Here is a 17,183-nt window from a genome sequence, read left to right as displayed (position 1 = left end):
GGGTCGAACCGGTCGGGTCGAACCGGTCGGGTCGAACCGGTCGCGCTCCCGGGCCCCGGACGGCGGCCGACCGCCGCCGCCCAGGGCCCGGGGGCCGGCTCAGGTGCCGGGCTTGCGGCCGTAGACGAAGACGTCGTCGCCGTTCCGCAGCATGCTCCAGTACTTCTTGGCGTCGGCCTTGCGCATGTTGACGCAGCCGTGGGAGCCGGGCGGCGACCACACGCTGCCCGCGATGGAGTGGAAGGCCTGGCCGCCGTCGAAGAACTGGCTGTAGGGCATCGCCACGTCGTAGATCGTCGACCAGTGGTCGATGTCCCGCCAGTAGATCTTCTTCAGCCCGCCCCGGGTCTCGTACCGGTCACGGCCGGTGCGCACCGGCACCGGGCCGAACTTCAGCCGCGAGCCGTCCTGGATCCAGCTCAGCTGGCGGGTGAGGTCCACGCAGGCGATGCGGCCCTTGTTGGTGGGGCACTTCCTCGCCTTGTTCGGGTTGTGCCCCGCCGCCTTCTGCTTGTTGATCAGGTCCATCACGCCCCAGGTGACCGGCCCCGCGTACCCGATGGTCGGGCTGATGCCGTGGTTGACCTGGAACTTCTGGATCGCCAGGCAGTCCGCCCGCGACTGCCGCCCGTCGACCGGACGGCCCAGGAACTTCTCCGCCTGCTTCTGGTACGGCCCCGTGCTCGTCGTGCACGACGAGGCGGCCTGCGCCGGAGTGCCGAGCGCGACCGCCAGCGGCACCACCATCCCCGCCACCCCCAACGCCAGGCCCGCCCGGCGGCTCCATGCCGCAACTACCCCCATTGCCCGCTCCCTTCGGCTGCCTTGTCCCATAAGACCGACAGCGGGGGCAGGTGGTTGCACGGAACCTGTCAGAGAACGGTCAGGTCCACAGGACGGCGATGAAGATGTTGGCCGTGGTCAGCAGTCCCACCGCGCCGAGGGCCGCCGCCTCGACCCTCTCCTCGTCGCGCTTCACATAGACCAGCCCCAGGACCACGATCAGCAGCGCCAGCTTCACGCCGATCTTGATGTTGTTCACGCTGTTGTCGTCGGCCTGGTTGAACCCCACCAGCGCGGCACCGGTCACCAGCATGGTCAGGGCGCCGTGCAGCATCCCCTGGGTCATCCGGCCCTCGCCCGCGCGCATCGGCTTCAGCTGCGCGAGGAAGCCGCCGAGCAGCGCGGCGATGCCGACGATGTGCAGCCCGACGAAAACATGAATGAGGACGTCCATGGCTGTCGAGCGTAGCCCGGCCCATAGCAGCCCCCGACAGCCGGGTGGGTCGCGATCGCCACTTCGGTCACGGCCGCCACCCAGGCATCGGCGGGCCGGGCGGCGGGCGGTCGATTACGGGCAGCCGCGCACCGAAACCGTCCACTCCCGTTCATCGCACCGCCCGCCCGCCCCCGCCCGCCTAGCTTCCTCCTCCAGGTGGCAGCCCGCTTCCCGTCAATCGAGGGTCCCCGCCTCATGGGCAGGCTGCCACCTGCCCGGACCCGCCCAGCAGTTACGCACAGGAACACGAAGGAAGGTGACCCGCCGCCGTGGCGTCGCACAGGAAGCCCAAGCAGCGCTCGCTCACCGGCGGCACCGCCTGGACAGCCGCCGCGGTCGCGCTCGCCGGGGCCGCGGCCACCGCCATGGGCGGCACCGGCCACGCCGACACCCGCCCCACCCCGGCCCAGGTGCAGGCGAAGGTGGACCGCTACCAGCGGGAGGCCGAGGAGGCCAACGAGAAGTACAACGGCGCCAAGGAGAAGGCCGACGAGGCCCGCCAGTCGCTCGACGAGCTGCGCGACGAGGCGGCCCGCCGGACGGCGCGGCTGAACGCCGCGCGCAACGCGCTGGGCGCCTTCGCCGCCGCCCAGTACCGCTCCGGCACCGTCTCCTCCACCCTCCGGCTCGCGCTCTCCTCCTCCCCCGAGCAGTACCTGCGCCGGGCCTCGCTCGCCGAGCGTGCGGGCAGCCGCCGGGCCGCCGCGGTCGCGAGCATCGCCCGCCAGACCCGGCAGTTACGCCGGCTGCGCGGGGAGGCGCGGCACACCCTCGACCAGCTCCGCGCGTGCCAGGGGGCGCTCGCCCGCCACAAGCGCGACTCCCGCGAGAAGCTCGCCGCCGCCGAGGCCCTCCTCGACCGGCTGACCGACGAGCAGCGCCGCCGCTACGAGGCGGAGCGGGCCGCGAAGGCGGCCGGGGAAGCGGGCCGGGACACCCCGTCCGGCGCCGCGGCGCCCAGCATGTCCGGCCGCGCGGCCCGCGCCGTCTCGTACGCGTACGGGGCGCTCGGCAAGCCGTACGTCTGGGGCGCGACCGGCCCGTACGGATACGACTGCTCGGGGCTCACCCAGGCCGCCTGGCGGGCCGCGGGCGTGGCCCTGCCGCGCACCACCTACACCCAGATCAACGCGGGCCGACGGGTCTCCCGCGCCGAACTCGCCCCCGGTGACCTGGTCTTCTTCTATTCCGGCGTCAGCCATGTCGGGCTCTACATCGGCGACGGCCGCATGATCCACGCCCCGCGCCCCGGCGCGCCCGTCCGCGTGGCGCCCATCGACCAGATGCCCTTCGCGGGCGCGACCCGGCCCGCGTGAACCCGCCCGCGTGAACCCGCCCGCGTGATCCCGCCCGCGGCGGCCGCGTAGCGTTCTCGGCGATCAGCGTCGAGCCGCGCGAAGGAGACCCCACCGTGCCGGAAGAACCCCCCGAACCCGCCGCCGGGGCCGCCGCTCCGGCCCCGGCCGCCGTCGTGCTGTCGGGCTACGGCCCGGTCGGCCGGGCCTACGTCGGACACCTGGCCGCGCACGGCGAGGCCCTGGCGCGGGACCACGGGGTGCGGCTGCGCCTCGCGGCCGTACGGGCCAGCGCGGCCGAGTACCTGCCGCCGGGCGACGGTACGGACACCTGGGCGCCCCCGCCGCCCCGGGCCGCGTGGGGGCCGCTGCCGCCGCTGGCCGAGACGCTGGACCGGACGGGGGCCGGGGTGCTGGTGCAGTGCGTGCCGTCCTCCCCCGAGGTGCGTGACCAGGCGGCCGCCGAGACGCTGCTCGCGCTGCGCCGCGGCGTGCACGTCGTCACCGCGACCAAGAGCCACCTGCTCAGCCACTGGCGGGCGCTGGGCGTGGCCGCCGCGGAGGGCGGCGGCCTGATCAGGATCTCGGGCGCCACCGGCGCCGCCCTGCCCGCCGGCGACCTGGCCAGGGCCGGGGTGCGCGGCCTGGGCTGCCGTACGATCCGCGCCTGCCCCAACGGCACCGCCACCTTCGTGCTCGACCGCCTCGCGGCCGGCGACTCCCTGGCCGACGCGGTCGCCGAGGCGCGGCGGCGCGGCATAGCCGAGGCCGATCCCGGCGCCGACCTGTCCGGCGCCGACGCCGCCACGAAGGCGCGGCTGCTGGCGGCCCTGCTGTGGGGCTGGGACGCCTCGGCGGTCCGTACCGAGACCGAGGGGGTGGACGAGGACACGGCCCGGGAGGCACGGGCGGCCGCCGCCTCGGGCCACCGTCTGCGGGCGGTCGCGAGCGCGGCCGCCGACGAGCCGCTGCTGGTCCGGGTCCGGCTGGAGCGCACCGCGCCCGGCGACCCGCTGCACGCGCTCACCGGGCCGGAGAAGGCCGTGGTCTACGGCTGCCCGGATGCGGGCGACATCACGGTCAGCGGCGGCCGCTCCAGCCCTCTCGGCGCGGCGCTCGCCATGGTGAAGGACACCCTCGACGTGGCCGCGCCGCGCCGCCCCGGCTTCGGCTGACCGGGCCGTATCGCGGTGCCCGTCGCCCGCGTCTCCTTCCGGCCCGCGGGCAATCGCTGGAGCCAGGTCACGCCCCGTCAATGGGCTCCCGTTCCGTATATGCTGCGGCGAATTTCCGATTTTTCTGTGCAGAAGGCGGGGAACGGCGCGATGCGCAAACCTGGTCGGGCAGGCGTGGGCGCCGCGGTGGCGATCGGCGTGATCGGCATGCTGGGGGCCCTGACGGGTTGCTCCTCGGACTCGGACGGCGACGGCGGGGACGGCAAGGGGGGCAAGGGCGGCAGGAGCGGGTCCCGGGGCGGCGGGGTCGAGGTGGCGGCCGCCGGCGGGAAGGTGGGCGGCGCGGGGACGGCGTGCGAGCTGCCGGTGCGGTTCGAGCTGGCCAAGTCGTGGAAGCCGGAGGCGGTGAAGGAGCTGAAGGGCGTGGACCCCGAGCTGGGCTCCACCCTCGTGAAGCAGGGCCCGGTGACCCTCGTCTGCGAGATCGACGCGAAGCCCGCCGGGCACATCGGCTTTCTGCGGGTGTGGACCGGGGACAAGGGGAAGGCCGCGTCCGGCGGCGAGCCCCGGCGGCTGCTGAAGGCGTTCATGACCGGGGAGAAGCACATCCGCGACGCCCGGTACACCGAGGCGAAGGCCGGTGACCTGCCCGCCGCGGAGGTCAGCTACACCCTCGACGACCCGTCCCTGGACACCCCCAAGCCGGAGCGGGCGCTCGCGGTGGTCACCCCGAGGGGCGGCGTCGTGCTGCACCTCGGCGGCCTCGACACCGAGGAGCACAAGGCCATGCTGCCCGCGTACGAGCTGGCCAAGCGGACCATGGCCCGCGCCGACGGCTGACGGGCCCGCCCCCGGGAGGGGGTCTTACGACTCGCCCGCCCCCGCCGCCGGGGCGGGCGGGGGCGGCCGGCCGCTCCGCGGGCCCGCGGAGATCGGGGGGACACCGATCGGCTAATGACGCACCGGCGTCACACCAGACGGCGGGCCGTCGCCCAGCGGGTCAGCTCGTGGCGGTTGGAGAGCTGGAGCTTGCGCAGCACCGCCGAGACATGGCTCTCGACCGTCTTCACCGAGATGAACAGCTGCTTGGCGATCTCCTTGTAGGCGTAGCCGCGGGCGATCAGCCGCAGCACCTCGCGCTCGCGCTGGGTCAGGCGGTCGAGGTCCTCGTCCACCGGCGGGGCGTCCGTGGAGGCGAAGGCGTCGAGGACGAAGCCGGCGAGGCGGGGCGAGAAGACGGCGTCGCCCTCGGCGACCCGGAAGATCGCGTCGACCAGGTCGGTGCCGGTGATGGTCTTGGTGACATAGCCGCGGGCGCCGCCGCGGATCACGCCGATGACGTCCTCGGCGGCGTCCGAGACCGACAGCGCCAGGAAGCGCACCGGCCGGTTCGGGTCGGCCATCAGCGCGGCGCTGCGGCGCAGCACCTCGACGCCGCCGCCGCCGGGGAGGTGGACGTCGAGGAGGACGACCTCGGGGCGGGTGGCGCCGATGACCGTGACGGCCTGGTCGACGTCGGCCGCCTCCCCGACCACCTCGACACCCGTGCGGGCCGTCTCCCCGATCTCGGCCTGCACGCCGGTCCGGAACATCCGGTGGTCGTCGACGAGGACGACCCGCACCCGGCGCGGCGCCGCCCCACCCGCCGGGTCCGCCGCGCCAGCCGCGCCGACCGCCTCGCCGGCCGCCCCGCCCGTCGCGTTCCCCGTACGACCCGCCGCGCCAGCCGCCCCGCCCGTCGCGTTCCCCGTACGACCCGCCTCGCCGGCCGCCCCGCCCGTCGCGTTCCCCGTACGACCCGTCGCGCCGCTCGCCGTACGGCCCGTCGCCCCGCTCGCCTCGGTCATGTCGTCGCCGCCCTCTCCATCTCCAGCTCCACTTCCGTCCCCCCGTCCGGCGCGGACCTCAGCCGCGCCGTGCCGCCGTTGCGCCGCATCCTGCCGATGATGGACTCGCGCACGCCCATCCGGTCCTCCGGCACCGCGTCCAGGTCGAAGCCCGGGCCCCGGTCCCGTACGGAGATGAACACCGTGGCCCCCTCGACCTCGGCGAAGACCTGGACGGCCCCGCCGTCGCCACCGTACTTGGCGGCGTTGACCATCGCCTCGCGCGCCGCCTGGAGCTGCGCGGCCAGCTTCTCGTCCAGCGGGCAGTCGCCGACGACCACCACCTCGATCGGCACCCCGTGGTGGTCCTCGACCTCGGCCGCGGCCTTCCTGACCGCCTCGGCCAGGGTGTCCGGCTCCTCGGCCTCGTCCTTGCCGGTGCCCTCCGGCCGGTACAGCCAGGCGCGCAGCTCGCGCTCCTGGGCCCGGGCCAGCCGGGCGACCTCCCGGGGGTCCTCCGCGTTCCGCTGGATCAGGGTGAGGGTGTGCAGTACGGAGTCGTGGACGTGGGCGGCGACCTCGGCCCGCTCCTGGGCGCGGATGCGCATCAGGCGCTCCTCGGAGAGGTCCTGGGCCATCCGCACCAGGTAGGGGCCCGCGAGCAGCGCGATGCCCACCAGCACGGCGAGCGCGGCCTGCAGCACGGCCCCCAGGTGCTTGGCCGAGCCCTGGAGCACGACGATGCCCGTCACCCCGGCGCCGACCAGCAGCACCCCGGCGGCGCCCCGGGCGATGGGCAGCACCTGCTTGCGGCGGCTGAGCTCGACCCACTGGGCGCGCCGCGCGTTGTCCGCCTGGCGCCAGACCAGGGCGACGCCCGCGCCGATGAGCAGCAGCGGCCAGATGTAGGCGTTGGCGCCGCCGAGTTCGAAGTGCTCGACGAACACGCCCATGCCGACCAGCAGCGCGACGAGCGCGAAGACCTGGCCCTTGTCCGGCTTGCGGGCCAGGACGCGGCGCCCGCCGTCGGGGCCCCGCTCGGACGCCGGGCGGGCGGCCTCGACACCCCCGACGCCGAGCGGCACCACGAACCAGAACAGCGCGTACACCAGCGCGCCGAAGCCCTCCGCCATGAGCAGCGCGAGGAAGACGAACCGCACCCAGGACACCGGCAGTCCCAGGTGTCCGGCCAGGCCGCGGGCCACGCCGCCGAGCATCCGCCCCTCCGCACTGCGGTACAGCTTGCGCGGGGGCGGCTCGGCGACGGGGGGCACGGCGGCGGTCATGCCCCGATCGTCACACGTGCGGCGGGCGCCGGGCATCAGGGTCGCCCCTGATCGTTCCCCGACAGGGTGTTCACCTACAGGGTGGTCACCGACAGGGCCGGGGTCACGGGCTCGGGAGGCGGCTCAGGACGTACCGTCCTCGATCTTGAAGCCCTCCTTGACGTTCCGGAAGACCGGCAGGTAGTCGCCCCACTCGTCCGCGGGCGCGCTCAGGTAGATCGCGTACTCCTTGCCGCCCTCCACGCCGAAGCCGAGGTCGATGGCGCGGTACCAGCGCTCCCGCCCCTGGAACTTGAACTCCCAGATCGCTCCCGGCTGGCCCCGGTACTTCGTCGGCTGCATCCGCATCCGCTCGTACACGGGGTAGGTCTCCTTCAGCTTGGTCTCGAGCTCCTCGAAGTGCCGCACCTGGTTCGGGCCCGCCGAGTCGAGCACGTTGACCATCAGCCTGACCTTCTGGGTGGGGTCCAGGAACCTGACCTCCTGGGTGTCGTCCACCGTCCCGTCCGGGCTGGAGTTGGGCTGGCGGTTCCAGTCGTCCGGCACGGGCAGGGACACGCCGAACTCCTCCAGCTGGACCCGGTGGTAGCCGGCGGGCAGCGGCGGGATCGTGTACGTGGGGGCATTCGACGCGCTCGACCCGCTGGGGCCGGGCCGCGCCCCGTCGTCGTCGCCCCCGCCGAAGTCGACGCCCGCCAGATACACCCCGACCGCCACCCCGACCACGGCCACCGCCGCCACCACCGCGCTCCACAGCGCCGTACGGCCCCGGCGGCCGCCGCCCTCGTTGCCGCCGCCCCCGGCCGCCGCCGGGGACGGGTACGGGTTCGGGGGTCCGGGCGGGGCCGGGAAGGCGGACCCGGGCATGGGCGTGGGGGTGTGCGGCGTGGGGCTGTGCGTGGGAGCGTGCGTGGGCGTGGGGGTGGGCGCGGGATCGGCCGGGGGCACGGGCGCGACCGCCAGCCGGGTGGTCTCGGCCATCGGGTCCGGCCTGGGCATCGACTTCGTCTCCGGCAGCCCGGCCGGGCCGCGCAGCGCCCTCTCGGTCTGCTCCGCCGTGGGCCGGTCCTCCGGCTCCTTGGCCAGCAGCGCCTCCACCAGCCCCGTCAGCGGCCCGGCCCGCAGCGGCGGCTCCAGCGGGTCGACGGCGATCGCGTACCCGGTCTCGATCGGGGTGGCCTTGCGGAACGGCGGCCGCCCCTCGATCGCCTGATACAGCGTCGCGCCCAGCGCCCACAGGTCCGAGGCGGGCCCGGGGGTGCGCCCCCTGATCCGCTCGGGCGCGATGTAGTCGATGGAGCCGACCACCTCCCCGGTCTTGGTGAGCGTGGAGGTGCCGGTGGCCATGGCGATGCCGAAGTCGGTGAGCACCACCCGGCCGTCCTCGCCGAGGAGGACGTTGCCGGGCTTCACATCGCGGTGCAGCACCCCCGCCGCGTGCGCCGCCCGCAGCGCGGCGATCATTCCCCGGCCGATCCGGGCCGCCTCGTCGGGGGTGACGGTCCGGCCGCTCTTGAGCAGATCGCCCAGCGTGGTGGAGGGCACGTACTCCATCACGATGCACGGCAGCCCCGCGTCCTCCACCACGTCGTGGACCACCACCACATTGGGGTGCGCGATCCGCGCGGCGCTGCGCGCCTCGCGGCGGGTCCGCTCGAAGAGGGTGGTGACCTCGTCGTCGGTGAGATGGGGGGAGATGTGCAGCTGCTTCAACGCGACCTGGCGGTCCAGCAGTTCGTCCTGGGCCCGCCAGACCGTTCCCATGCCCCCACGGCCGATCTGCTCGGCCAGCCGGTACCGCCCGGCGATGAGCCGCCCTGCCTCTGACACCGTGTGCCCCTCCCGCTCCCCCGGCTGGCCGTGGCCCCCCGCATACGTTCGATCCGCCACGATAGCCGCCGCGCACTCGGGGACGATCTCAGGGAAGGGCCAGGGTTGTGACGGATGCCGCCGGGCCCGCCCGCTTGTCACCATGGTGGGCATGACCGACGCACCCACCGTCACCGGCCCGCCCCACGGCGGGGCAGCGCCCGGCGATCCGCGCCCCGGGGGCCGGACGCCGCTGCGCCGCAGCCGCGATCAGAAGGTGATCTCGGGCGTGTGCGGGGGGCTCGGCCGGTTCTGCGACATGGACCCGGTGATCTTCCGGGTGGTGCTGTCCGTGCTCGCCGTGACCGGCGGCCTCGGCCTGATCGTGTACGGCTTCTGCTGGCTGCTGGTCCCCCTCCGGGGCGAGGAGGAGAACGAGGGCCGCAAGCTGCTGTCGGGGCGGGTGGAGGGCCCGGCGCTCACCGCGGTGCTGTGCGCGCTGGTCGGCTGCGGGCTGTTCCTATCCATGCTCAACAGCGGCAGCGTGATCTTCTTCTCCGTCCTGCTCTCCCTCGCCGCGGCGGGCGCCGGCTACTGGTCGCACCACCGGCGCCAGGCGGAGAGCGAGGGCGCGGTGGATCCCGCGACGGAGCGGGCGGTGGCCGACGCGCCCCCCGAGACCAAGGCCCCGCCGCCGGCCTGGGGCGGCCCGTCCTGGTGGCGGGACCCGATCGTCAAGGACGGCACGACGGGCCCGGTCGGCTGGGAGTCCGGCTATCTGTGGGGCCCCGACGACGGGTCGGACGGCCGTCCGGACGACGCCCAGGGCGCCGGGCGGGACTGGTCCCGCCGCTTCCGCAGGGCGTCCCAGGAAAGGGGCGCGTCGATCGGCGGCCGCCTGTTCCTCCTCGCCCTGGCGGCCGCCGCGGTGGGCACGGGCGCCTCGTGGTCCTCCCAGCCGCTCGGCACCAGCCTGGAGATCGGGCTCGCCGGCGCGCTGGGCGTCCTGGGGCTCGGCATCGCGGTCAGCTCCCGCTACGGACGCACCGGCGCGGGCACCATCGTGCTGGCCGTGCTGACGAGCGCGCTGCTGGCGGGCGCGGCCTGGCTGCCCAAGTCCGTCCCCACCGACTGGACCCACCGCACCTGGGCGCCCGCCTCCCCGGCGGCCGTGCGCGGTTCGTACGAACTGGGCGGCGGCTGGGGCGAGCTGAAGCTGGACCGGCTGGCGCTGGAGAAGGGCCGTACCGTCACCACGCACGCCGAGGTCGGCGCCGGGAAGCTGGCGGTCACGGTGCCCGAGGACGCGCGGCTGGAGCTGTCGATCCACATGGGCGTCGGCGACATCCGGCTGCCGGGCGAGCAGAGCGACGACATCGACATCAAGCCGGGAGAGGACCGCACCGTGACCGTGGACCCGCCCGACGGCCGCGCCGCCCGGGGCACCCTGCGGCTGGACCTGGAGATCGGCGTGGGCCTTGTGGAGGTGACCCGCTCGTGAACCGCCACCCGTTCGAGCCGGGCAAGCTGATCGCCGGACTCGTGGTCCTCGCCGCGGGCCTCCTGTACGCCCTCGACGCCGCCGGGGAGGCGGACCTCCCGCCCTTCGCGCCGCTGCCCCCGCTCGTGGCCGGGCTGTGCCTGGCGGGGCTCGTCTCGGCGCTCACCTTCGGCGCCCGGATGCGCCGCGCCCGGCGCGCCGAGCGCGGCCGGGCCCGGGGCCGGGCCCGGGGCCGGGCGGCATGGGAGGAGCGGGAGGAACGGGAGGAACGGGAGGAGGCAGCCGGCTGAGCGGCCGGCCGTCAGGTGAACAGCTGCGCGCCCTGGCGCCTGCGGCGCCTGGAGAGGACCACGTCGAGCGACAGATACGGGGCGCCCGCCAGGACCAGCGGCAGCCAGGCCATCAGATACGCCAGATCGTTTCCGTAGTAGTACGGATCCGACTGCCAGCTGATCGTCAGCCACAGGCTCAGCGAGATCAGGGCGCCGCCGAACGCCGCCAGCCGCGCCAGCAGCCCGACCAGCGTGCCGAGCCCCACCGCCAGCTCCCCGAAGGCGATGGCGTACCCGAAGGCCGACGGGTCCTTGAGCGCCAGGTCGACCAGCCACGGCACCGCGGACGAGTCGCGCACCTGCCGCATCAGCGCACCGACCGAGCCGTCGCCGCTGTCGGCCAGGAACGCCGAGTCCGTCAGCTTGTCGATCCCCGCGTAGACGAACGTCACCCCGAGGAAGAGGCGCAGCGGCAGCAGCGCGTACCGCGCGGCGGTGTCCCGCCATCCGCCCCCGCCGGTGCGCCCGCCCGCGCCTGTCCCGCCCACGCCGCCCAGCCGGCCCGAGCCCGCCCCGACCGTTCTGTCCGCATGCCTCATGACGCCCGCCTCTCCCGTTGCCCGGTCAACAAAACCTTACGGAGGCCGCGGGCCGGCGACTCAGTCCAGAACGTCGATCGGGTAACGGTTGGTCTCCGCCCCCGCCGCGGTCACCACCTGGACCTCCACCCGCCCCGGCTCCACGTCCACCGGCACCGGCACGGTCAGCACCGTGTCGGTCGGATTGCCGAACCCCCCGGCGACCGGCACCAGCGGCACCTGCACATGCACCGCCCCGATGCGCACCACCATCCGGGCGAGCCGGTCCGGCTCCTGCGCCCCCGGCGGCACGAAGCCGCTGCCGCGGATCTCGATGTCGTCGCCGGTGCGGATCGGCGCGTCCCGGTCGAAGCCGCCCTCGTCGGGCCGCACCCGGACCACCGAGAGCACCGTGGGCCGCCCGCCCTCCGCGTACTTCCCGGCCAGATACATCAGCACCGACACGGCCGCCAGCAGCGCCAGGCCCCACGACAGGTCGGGCAGCCGCCACGGCTCGCGCGCCAGGCGCACCGCGGCGAAGACGAGCGCGGCCGCGTGCACCACCACGTACTGCGCGTCCGCCAGGCTGCCGCGGCCCGCGTCGTCGGTCAGCAGATCCGCGGCGCGCGGGCGCAGCGCCCGCACCTTCTGCAGCCGTTGCGTCCGCACCCGGGCCGCCACGACCAGCCGGGCGGCCACCGCGGCCAGGCAGGTCAGGGCGGTGACGGTGAGCAGCGCCGCGGCGCCGCCCGGGGCCAGCCCGTCGGCGGTGCGCTCCGCCGCCCCGGGGGCGAAGGCCAGCTCCACCGCGAGCATCAGCACCGCGAAGACCGCGAACAGCAGCCACGCGGCGGCCACCGCCCGGGAGGTGGACAGGCGGTTGTCCTCGCCGACCAGCGGGGCGAGCGGGCCGCCGCTGCCGCGGTGCAGCCGGGCGGCGAGGGTCAGCAGGCCGGCGGCGAGCAGCGCGACGGTCAGGGCGGCCGTGCGTGCCGCGGACCAGCCCGCGCCGACGGCCGTGGCCAGCTGTCCGATCAGCAGCGCCCCGACCGCGCCCCACACCACCAGCAGCGTGCGCCGCCGTACCGCCCCGCCCCAGGCCAGGCTCTCCGCGCGGCCGGTGTCCCAGGTCGTACGGGCCGCCTGCGTCAGTTCGTCCGACACCCACTGCCGGGAGGCCTCGGCGGAGTGCGCGAGCGCGGCGGGCAGGCCCTCCCCGGCCGCGAACCGGTCGCGCAGGGCCAGGAACGCGGCCACCGCCCGCCGGTGCCCCTCGCGGGCGCAGTCGCCGCATGCGCATCCGCTGTGCTGATGGCTGCCTGCCGTCGTGGCGTCGTCCGCCGTGTTCACCGCCACGAGGCTCTCCCGCTCGTCGTTCTCCCGGGTCAGTGGTGCTGGTCCCAACTGACATGTCTTGACTGGGGATTGTGCCGTAACTCGGGGGGTCTCAGCTCAGCAGGTCCGGCTCACCGCGGGTGATCTGCTGGTACAGAGGTTGATAGTTGATCCAGGCGACGAGGTCGGTGCCCAGGTGCTCACGGGTCAGCGCGGCGTTCCTGTGGTCGATGAGCACCGGCTTGCCCGCGGCCTTCGCGGCGAGCTGCACCTGGCAGGAGCGCTCCATCGCGATGAACCACCAGGCGGCGGCGTCGACCGAGTCGCCGACCGTCAGCAGACCGTGATTGCGCAGGATGACGGCCTTGTGCGGGCCCAGCCCGGCCGCGATGGCCCGCCCCTCCGCCTCGTCCACGACCACGCCGGTGTAGCGGTCGTAGAGCGCGTGGTCCTCGAAGAAGGCGCAGGCGTCCTGGGTGATGGGTTCCAGCAGCTCGCCGAGCGCCGCGAGGGCGCGGCCGTGCGGCGAGTGGCAGTGCGCGACGGCCACGACGTCCGGCCGCGCCTGATGCACGGACGAGTGAACGACGAAGGCGGCCTGGTTGACGTGGTGGCGCCCCTGGACGACCCGCCCCGCCTGATTGACGAGGATCAGATCGCTGACCGTGATGTGGCCGAAGGACATCCCGAAGGGGTTCACCCAGAAGCAGTCGGTGAACTCCGGGTCCCGCGCGGTGATGTGGCCCGAGACGCCCTCCTCGAACCCGAACCGCCCGAAGAGGCGCAGGGCGGCGGCGAGCCGCTCCTTACGGTGGCGCCGCTCGTCCTCGGGGGAGGCGTGCTGCGGCGGGAGGGTGAAGTGCAACTGGTCGGTGGGGATCGGCTCCGGGGGCGTCGGCGGCACGGGGGTCTTCGGCGGCACGGGCGGCATCGGGGGCATCGGCGGCTCACTCCTTGGCGCGCTGCTGCTCTCAGGGCTAGGAGCGGAAGCTACCCGGGGGTATCACAGGACGCCAGAGCTGTGACAGGGCCGGACACTCCGACGCCGCCGCCCCGGAAGAGGGGACGGCGGCGTCGGCGTGGTGCCAGAGGGTGGGGGTGGGGGATCACTCCCACTCGATGGTGCCCGGGGGCTTGCTGGTGATGTCCAGGACCACGCGGTTCACCTCGTCCACCTCGTTGGTGATCCGCGTCGAGATCCGCGAGAGCACGTCGTACGGCAGCCGCGACCAGTCGGCGGTCATGGCGTCCTCGGAGGAGACGGGGCGCAGCACGATCGGGTGGCCGTAGGTGCGGCCGTCGCCCTGCACGCCCACCGACCGGACGTCCGCGAGCAGCACCACCGGGCACTGCCAGATGTCCCGGTCCAGGCCCGCGGCGGTCAGCTCCTCGCGCGCGATGGCGTCGGCCTCGCGCAGCAGGTCCAGCCGCTCCTTGGTGACCTCGCCGACGATACGGATGCCCAGGCCGGGGCCCGGGAAGGGCTGGCGCTGGACGATCTCGTCCGGGAGGCCGAGCTCCTGGCCGACCATCCGCACCTCGTCCTTGAACAGCCGGCGCAGCGGCTCGATCAGCTTGAACTCGATGTCGTCCGGGAGCCCGCCCACGTTGTGGTGGGACTTGATGTTGGCGGTGCCGGTGCCGCCGCCGGACTCCACCACGTCCGGGTAGAGGGTGCCCTGCACCAGGAACTCCACGGCCGGGCCCTCGTCGGCGATGATCTCGGCCTGGGCCTGCTCGAAGACCCGGATGAACTCCCGGCCGATGATCTTCCGCTTCTCCTCGGGGTCGGAGACCCCGGCCAGCGCGGTCAGGAAGCGCTCCTCGGCGTCCACGACCTTGAGCTGGACGCCGGTGGCCGCGACGAAGTCCTTCTCGACCTGCTCGGACTCGCCCTTGCGCATCAGCCCGTGGTCCACGTACACGCAGGTCAGCTGGTCGCCGATGGCCCGCTGGACGAGGGCGGCGGCAACGGCGGAGTCCACGCCGCCGGACAGGCCGCAGATCGCGCGCTTGTCGCCGACCTGCTCACGGATGGCGGCGACGGCCTCCTCCACCACATTGGTGGTGGTCCAGCTCGGCTCCAGCCCGGCGCCCCGGTAGAGGAAGTGCTCCAGCACCTGCTGGCCGTAGGTGGAGTGCATCACCTCGGGGTGGTGCTGCACTCCGTACAGCTTCTTCTCGTCGTTCTCGAAGGCGGCGACCGGCACCAGGTCGGTGGAGGCGGTGACGGTGAAGCCCTCGGGGGCGGCCGAGCAGGCGTCGCCGTGCGACATCCACACGGTCTGCTCGGCCGGGGTGCCCTCGAAGAGGGTGGAGCCGGGCTTGGTCACGGTCAGTGGCGTACGGCCGTACTCGCGGGCCCCGGTGTTGTCGACCGTGCCGCCGAGCGTCGTGGCCATGAGCTGGAAGCCGTAGCACATGCCGAAGACCGGGATCCCGGCCTCGAACAGCGAGCGGTCCACGCGGGGCGCGCCCTCCGCGTAGACCGACGAGGGGCCGCCGGAGAGGATGATCGCCTTCGGCTTCTTGGCGAGCATCTCGGCCACCGGCATGGTGGACGGGACGATCTCGCTGTAGACCCGGGCCTCGCGGACGCGACGGGCGATGAGCTGGGCGTACTGCGCGCCGAAGTCGACGACCAGAACGGTGTCGGGGGCGGCAGCAGGGGACGCTGATGGCACTTCGGCGGCCTTCCGGCGGTGATTGCGGTGGATCTGGGGGTTGGACTTCGATTCTAACGGGCTCGTCATCGGCGCTTTCGGGGCTCGCGCCGTCACACAGCGTCACCCGTACGCCACGTGACCGGCCCGTCAGTCGCTTCGTTGAGCCCGGTGTCCGCGCCAGCCAGGAGCGGCCCGGAAAAAATCCACGCGTGGCTTCAGATCCGCCGAAGCGATGAGACGCGGCCCCTGCGGTGATTCAGGCGGCGCGCGTCGTGGGACCTCGCTTCGGCGAGGTGACCGGTCAGCAGGGGACAGCAGCCCGGTCACCACCCCAAAGAACGGTCGGTCCCGGGGACGCCTGGGACCGACCGTATCCGGTCGAAACGGTTGCGCCGGGAGCGCCGTATCCACCACGATGCACAGACACGACGCACCGAGGGGGAACGCCCCGGACCTTCCCACCGTCATGGGTCCGATCACATGGGCGTGCGTCCCCTTCTCCTCGCGCCACTCGCGCCCTCGCACCACTGGCACCACCCCTGATTCGCACCACCCCCTGTTCGCACCACCCGTGTGACCAGCGGGCACCGAAGGCCAGCGGCGCTCCCCCGGCGCCGCCCTTCGGCACCGGCGCTGCCCTGACGCCGGTGCCGACCGCCTGGGGCCCCGTGGACACCGCCCCGCTCGGGCGGCTCCCGGGGCCCTTCGCGGCTTCTGGGCCTCTCGCGGGGACTGCGCGCCCCCTGGGGGCCTGTGATCTCGACCAGGATCTGTGATCTTGGCCGGTTGTTTCTGTGACCATTCTGTGAGCAACCAGGGGAGCAACCTTTCAGCCACCTGGCTGGTCATGTACGTGCAACGCACGGCCAGACCGCGCCCCACACGCGACGGCCTTCCACTGCGCGCCGCCGGGTCCCCCAACGGCACGCACAGACCCAGAAGAGGTCTTTCATGAAGCTTCGCCGCGCCCTGGCGACCGCCGCAGCGACGGCCGCCATAGTCCCTGCCGCACTGCTCGCGGCGCCCGCCGCCTTCGCGGAGGAGTCGCCGTCGGCCGACCCGAGCACCAGCGTCACGCCCACCGAGCAGCCGTCCGAGACCACCGCGCCCACCGGCGACCCGTCGCCCACCGACACGCCGACGGACACCGCGCCGCCGACCGCGCCGCCGACCACCGACAACCCGAGCGACACCAAGTCGCCCACCGCCACGCCCAGCACCGGCACCCCCTCGACCACCCCGCCGACCGACAAGCCCACCGACGACCCGACGCCGGGCGACGAGTGCAACGACGACGGCTCGTGGAACGAGGACCCCGACCTCAGCACCACCATCTCCGGGCTGCCGTCGAAGGTCGTGGCGGGCAGCGGGTTCCACAACTTCACGTTCAAGGTCGAGAACGACTCGGACAAGGCCTTCAAGCGCGTGGACCTCGGTGTCTTCGCCGGCACCGCGGACTCCAAGCACCCCGACGGCACCGGCAAGTTCCTGACCCTGCAGTACAAGGACCCGGACACCGGCGCCTGGGAGTCCATCTCCACCGACGAGAACGACCCGGGCGCGGGCTACCTCGGCTACACCGACGTGCGCGCGCACGAGACGATCACCATCGACATGCGGCTGAGCGTCTCCGCCAAGGCCCTCGGCGACGGCTTCGGCTACGCGCTGACCTTCGGCGTGTACGCGGACGAGGAGGGCAACTGCGTCTTCTCGGCCGGCGACTACTACGAGTTCGACGTGCTCCCCGCGGGCTCCAAGCCCGGCCACATCCCGCCGGCCGAGCCCAAGCCCGAGCCCCAGGGCGGCAAGAAGCCGCTCCCCAAGCCGCAGGGCGACACGAAGATCAACCCCACCGGCCACCTCGCCGAGACGGGCTCCTCCTCCGCCCTGCCCACGATCGCCGTCATCGGCGGCGTCGCGATGGCCGCGGGCGCGGGCGCGGTCTTCGTGGTGCGCCGCCGCCGCAGCGGTGCCGCCGCGGCGTAACGCCTCGGGACCCGGCGGCCTGAGCCGCCGGGCTGCACGGGAAGGGGCCGCCCCTGCCGGGGGCGGCCCCTTCGCGCGTCGCGCAGGCCAGGCTGATCGGGTCGAGCCGGCCGTTACGGGCCTGGAAAAGGAACGGAGCGCAGACCGGCTTCCCAGGCTTTTGCCGGGCTTGCGA

At 74.1% G+C, this 17,183-nt stretch carries 15 protein-coding genes; 6 read left to right on the top strand and 9 right to left on the bottom strand.

Annotation, left to right across the window (positions count from 1 at the left end; genetic code table 11):
- Nucleotides 1-99 precede the first annotated feature (99 nt).
- Both ABFY07_RS34575 and ABFY07_RS34570 read right to left on the bottom strand, forming a co-directional pair.
- Entirely contained in the window at nucleotides 100-804 is a 705-nt protein-coding gene (locus ABFY07_RS34575; RefSeq protein ID WP_346178292.1) for a L,D-transpeptidase, read from the bottom strand.
- A gap of 79 nt (nucleotides 805-883) precedes the next feature.
- Nucleotides 884-1,237 (bottom strand): hypothetical protein, encoded by a 354-nt coding sequence (locus ABFY07_RS34570; RefSeq protein ID WP_346178291.1) that lies wholly within the window; start codon nucleotides 1,235-1,237, stop codon nucleotides 884-886.
- A gap of 311 nt (nucleotides 1,238-1,548) precedes the next feature.
- Here ABFY07_RS34570 and ABFY07_RS34565 point away from each other — a divergent pair, with 311 nt between their 5' ends.
- From ABFY07_RS34565 to ABFY07_RS34555, 3 genes are all read left to right on the top strand, one after another.
- On the top strand, nucleotides 1,549-2,595 hold the full coding sequence (locus ABFY07_RS34565; RefSeq protein WP_346178290.1) for a C40 family peptidase: 1,047 nt from the start codon (nucleotides 1,549-1,551) through the stop codon (nucleotides 2,593-2,595).
- A 95-nt stretch (nucleotides 2,596-2,690) separates the two neighbouring features.
- Nucleotides 2,691-3,749: a homoserine dehydrogenase gene (locus tag ABFY07_RS34560; RefSeq protein ID WP_346178289.1), complete on the top strand. Its 1,059-nt coding sequence runs from the start codon at nucleotides 2,691-2,693 to the stop codon at nucleotides 3,747-3,749.
- A 150-nt stretch (nucleotides 3,750-3,899) separates the two neighbouring features.
- Entirely contained in the window at nucleotides 3,900-4,589 is a 690-nt protein-coding gene (locus tag ABFY07_RS34555) for a lipoprotein (RefSeq protein ID WP_346178288.1), read from the top strand.
- Nucleotides 4,590-4,717: 128 nt separating this feature from the next.
- Here the strand turns inward: ABFY07_RS34555 and ABFY07_RS34550 are convergent, their stop codons facing one another.
- The 3 genes from ABFY07_RS34550 to ABFY07_RS34540 all read right to left on the bottom strand — a co-directional run bounded on the left by ABFY07_RS34550 (nucleotide 4,718) and on the right by ABFY07_RS34540 (nucleotide 8,691).
- Nucleotides 4,718-5,596 (bottom strand): LuxR C-terminal-related transcriptional regulator, encoded by an 879-nt coding sequence (locus ABFY07_RS34550; protein ID WP_346178287.1) that lies wholly within the window; start codon nucleotides 5,594-5,596, stop codon nucleotides 4,718-4,720.
- Nucleotides 5,593-6,861 carry a PspC domain-containing protein gene (locus ABFY07_RS34545; RefSeq protein ID WP_346178286.1) on the bottom strand — a complete coding sequence of 423 codons (1,269 nt, stop codon included), beginning with the start codon at nucleotides 6,859-6,861 and terminating at the stop codon, nucleotides 5,593-5,595. Before ABFY07_RS34545 ends, ABFY07_RS34550 begins: the two co-directional genes overlap by 4 nt.
- Before the next feature lie 123 nt (nucleotides 6,862-6,984).
- Entirely contained in the window at nucleotides 6,985-8,691 is a 1,707-nt protein-coding gene (locus ABFY07_RS34540) for a serine/threonine-protein kinase (protein WP_346178285.1), read from the bottom strand.
- 151 nt (nucleotides 8,692-8,842) lie between these two features.
- On the opposite strand from ABFY07_RS34540, the gene ABFY07_RS34535 reads away from it, so the two are divergent.
- Both ABFY07_RS34535 and ABFY07_RS34530 read left to right on the top strand, forming a co-directional pair.
- Complete coding sequence (locus ABFY07_RS34535; protein ID WP_346178284.1) at nucleotides 8,843-10,171, top strand: PspC domain-containing protein; 1,329 nt, start codon at nucleotides 8,843-8,845, stop codon at nucleotides 10,169-10,171.
- A complete protein-coding gene (locus tag ABFY07_RS34530; RefSeq protein ID WP_346178283.1) occupies nucleotides 10,168-10,461 on the top strand; it encodes a hypothetical protein in 294 nt (97 codons plus the stop codon). The genes ABFY07_RS34535 and ABFY07_RS34530 overlap by 4 nt, the downstream gene beginning before the upstream one ends.
- An 11-nt stretch (nucleotides 10,462-10,472) precedes the next feature.
- Here the strand turns inward: ABFY07_RS34530 and ABFY07_RS34525 are convergent, their stop codons facing one another.
- The 4 genes from ABFY07_RS34525 to guaA all read right to left on the bottom strand — a co-directional run bounded on the left by ABFY07_RS34525 (nucleotide 10,473) and on the right by guaA (nucleotide 15,040).
- Nucleotides 10,473-11,042, bottom strand: coding sequence for a DoxX family protein (locus ABFY07_RS34525; protein ID WP_346178282.1), 570 nt, complete (start codon nucleotides 11,040-11,042; stop codon nucleotides 10,473-10,475).
- 60 nt (nucleotides 11,043-11,102) lie between these two features.
- Nucleotides 11,103-12,377, bottom strand: a complete 1,275-nt coding sequence (locus ABFY07_RS34520; RefSeq protein ID WP_346178328.1) for a hypothetical protein — start codon at nucleotides 12,375-12,377, stop codon at nucleotides 11,103-11,105.
- Nucleotides 12,378-12,468: 91 nt separating this feature from the next.
- The gene (locus tag ABFY07_RS34515; protein WP_346178281.1) at nucleotides 12,469-13,296 is read right to left on the bottom strand and encodes a class II aldolase/adducin family protein; all 828 of its coding nucleotides are present in this window, start codon (nucleotides 13,294-13,296) and stop codon (nucleotides 12,469-12,471) included.
- Between the two features lie 166 nt (nucleotides 13,297-13,462).
- The gene (gene guaA, locus ABFY07_RS34510) at nucleotides 13,463-15,040 is read right to left on the bottom strand and encodes a glutamine-hydrolyzing GMP synthase (RefSeq protein ID WP_346178280.1); all 1,578 of its coding nucleotides are present in this window, start codon (nucleotides 15,038-15,040) and stop codon (nucleotides 13,463-13,465) included.
- Nucleotides 15,041-15,973: 933 nt separating this feature from the next.
- Here guaA and ABFY07_RS34505 point away from each other — a divergent pair.
- A complete protein-coding gene (locus tag ABFY07_RS34505) occupies nucleotides 15,974-17,008 on the top strand; it encodes an LAETG motif-containing sortase-dependent surface protein (protein WP_346178279.1) in 1,035 nt (344 codons plus the stop codon).
- The last annotated feature ends 175 nt before the right edge of the window (nucleotides 17,009-17,183 follow it).

It is taken from the genome of Streptomyces sparsogenes subsp. cuspidosporus (assembly GCF_039532705.1).
In the GTDB taxonomy this organism is placed as follows: Bacteria; Actinomycetota; Actinomycetes; order Streptomycetales; family Streptomycetaceae; genus Streptomyces; species Streptomyces sparsogenes.
This window is presented reverse-complemented; position numbering and strand designations above follow the sequence as displayed.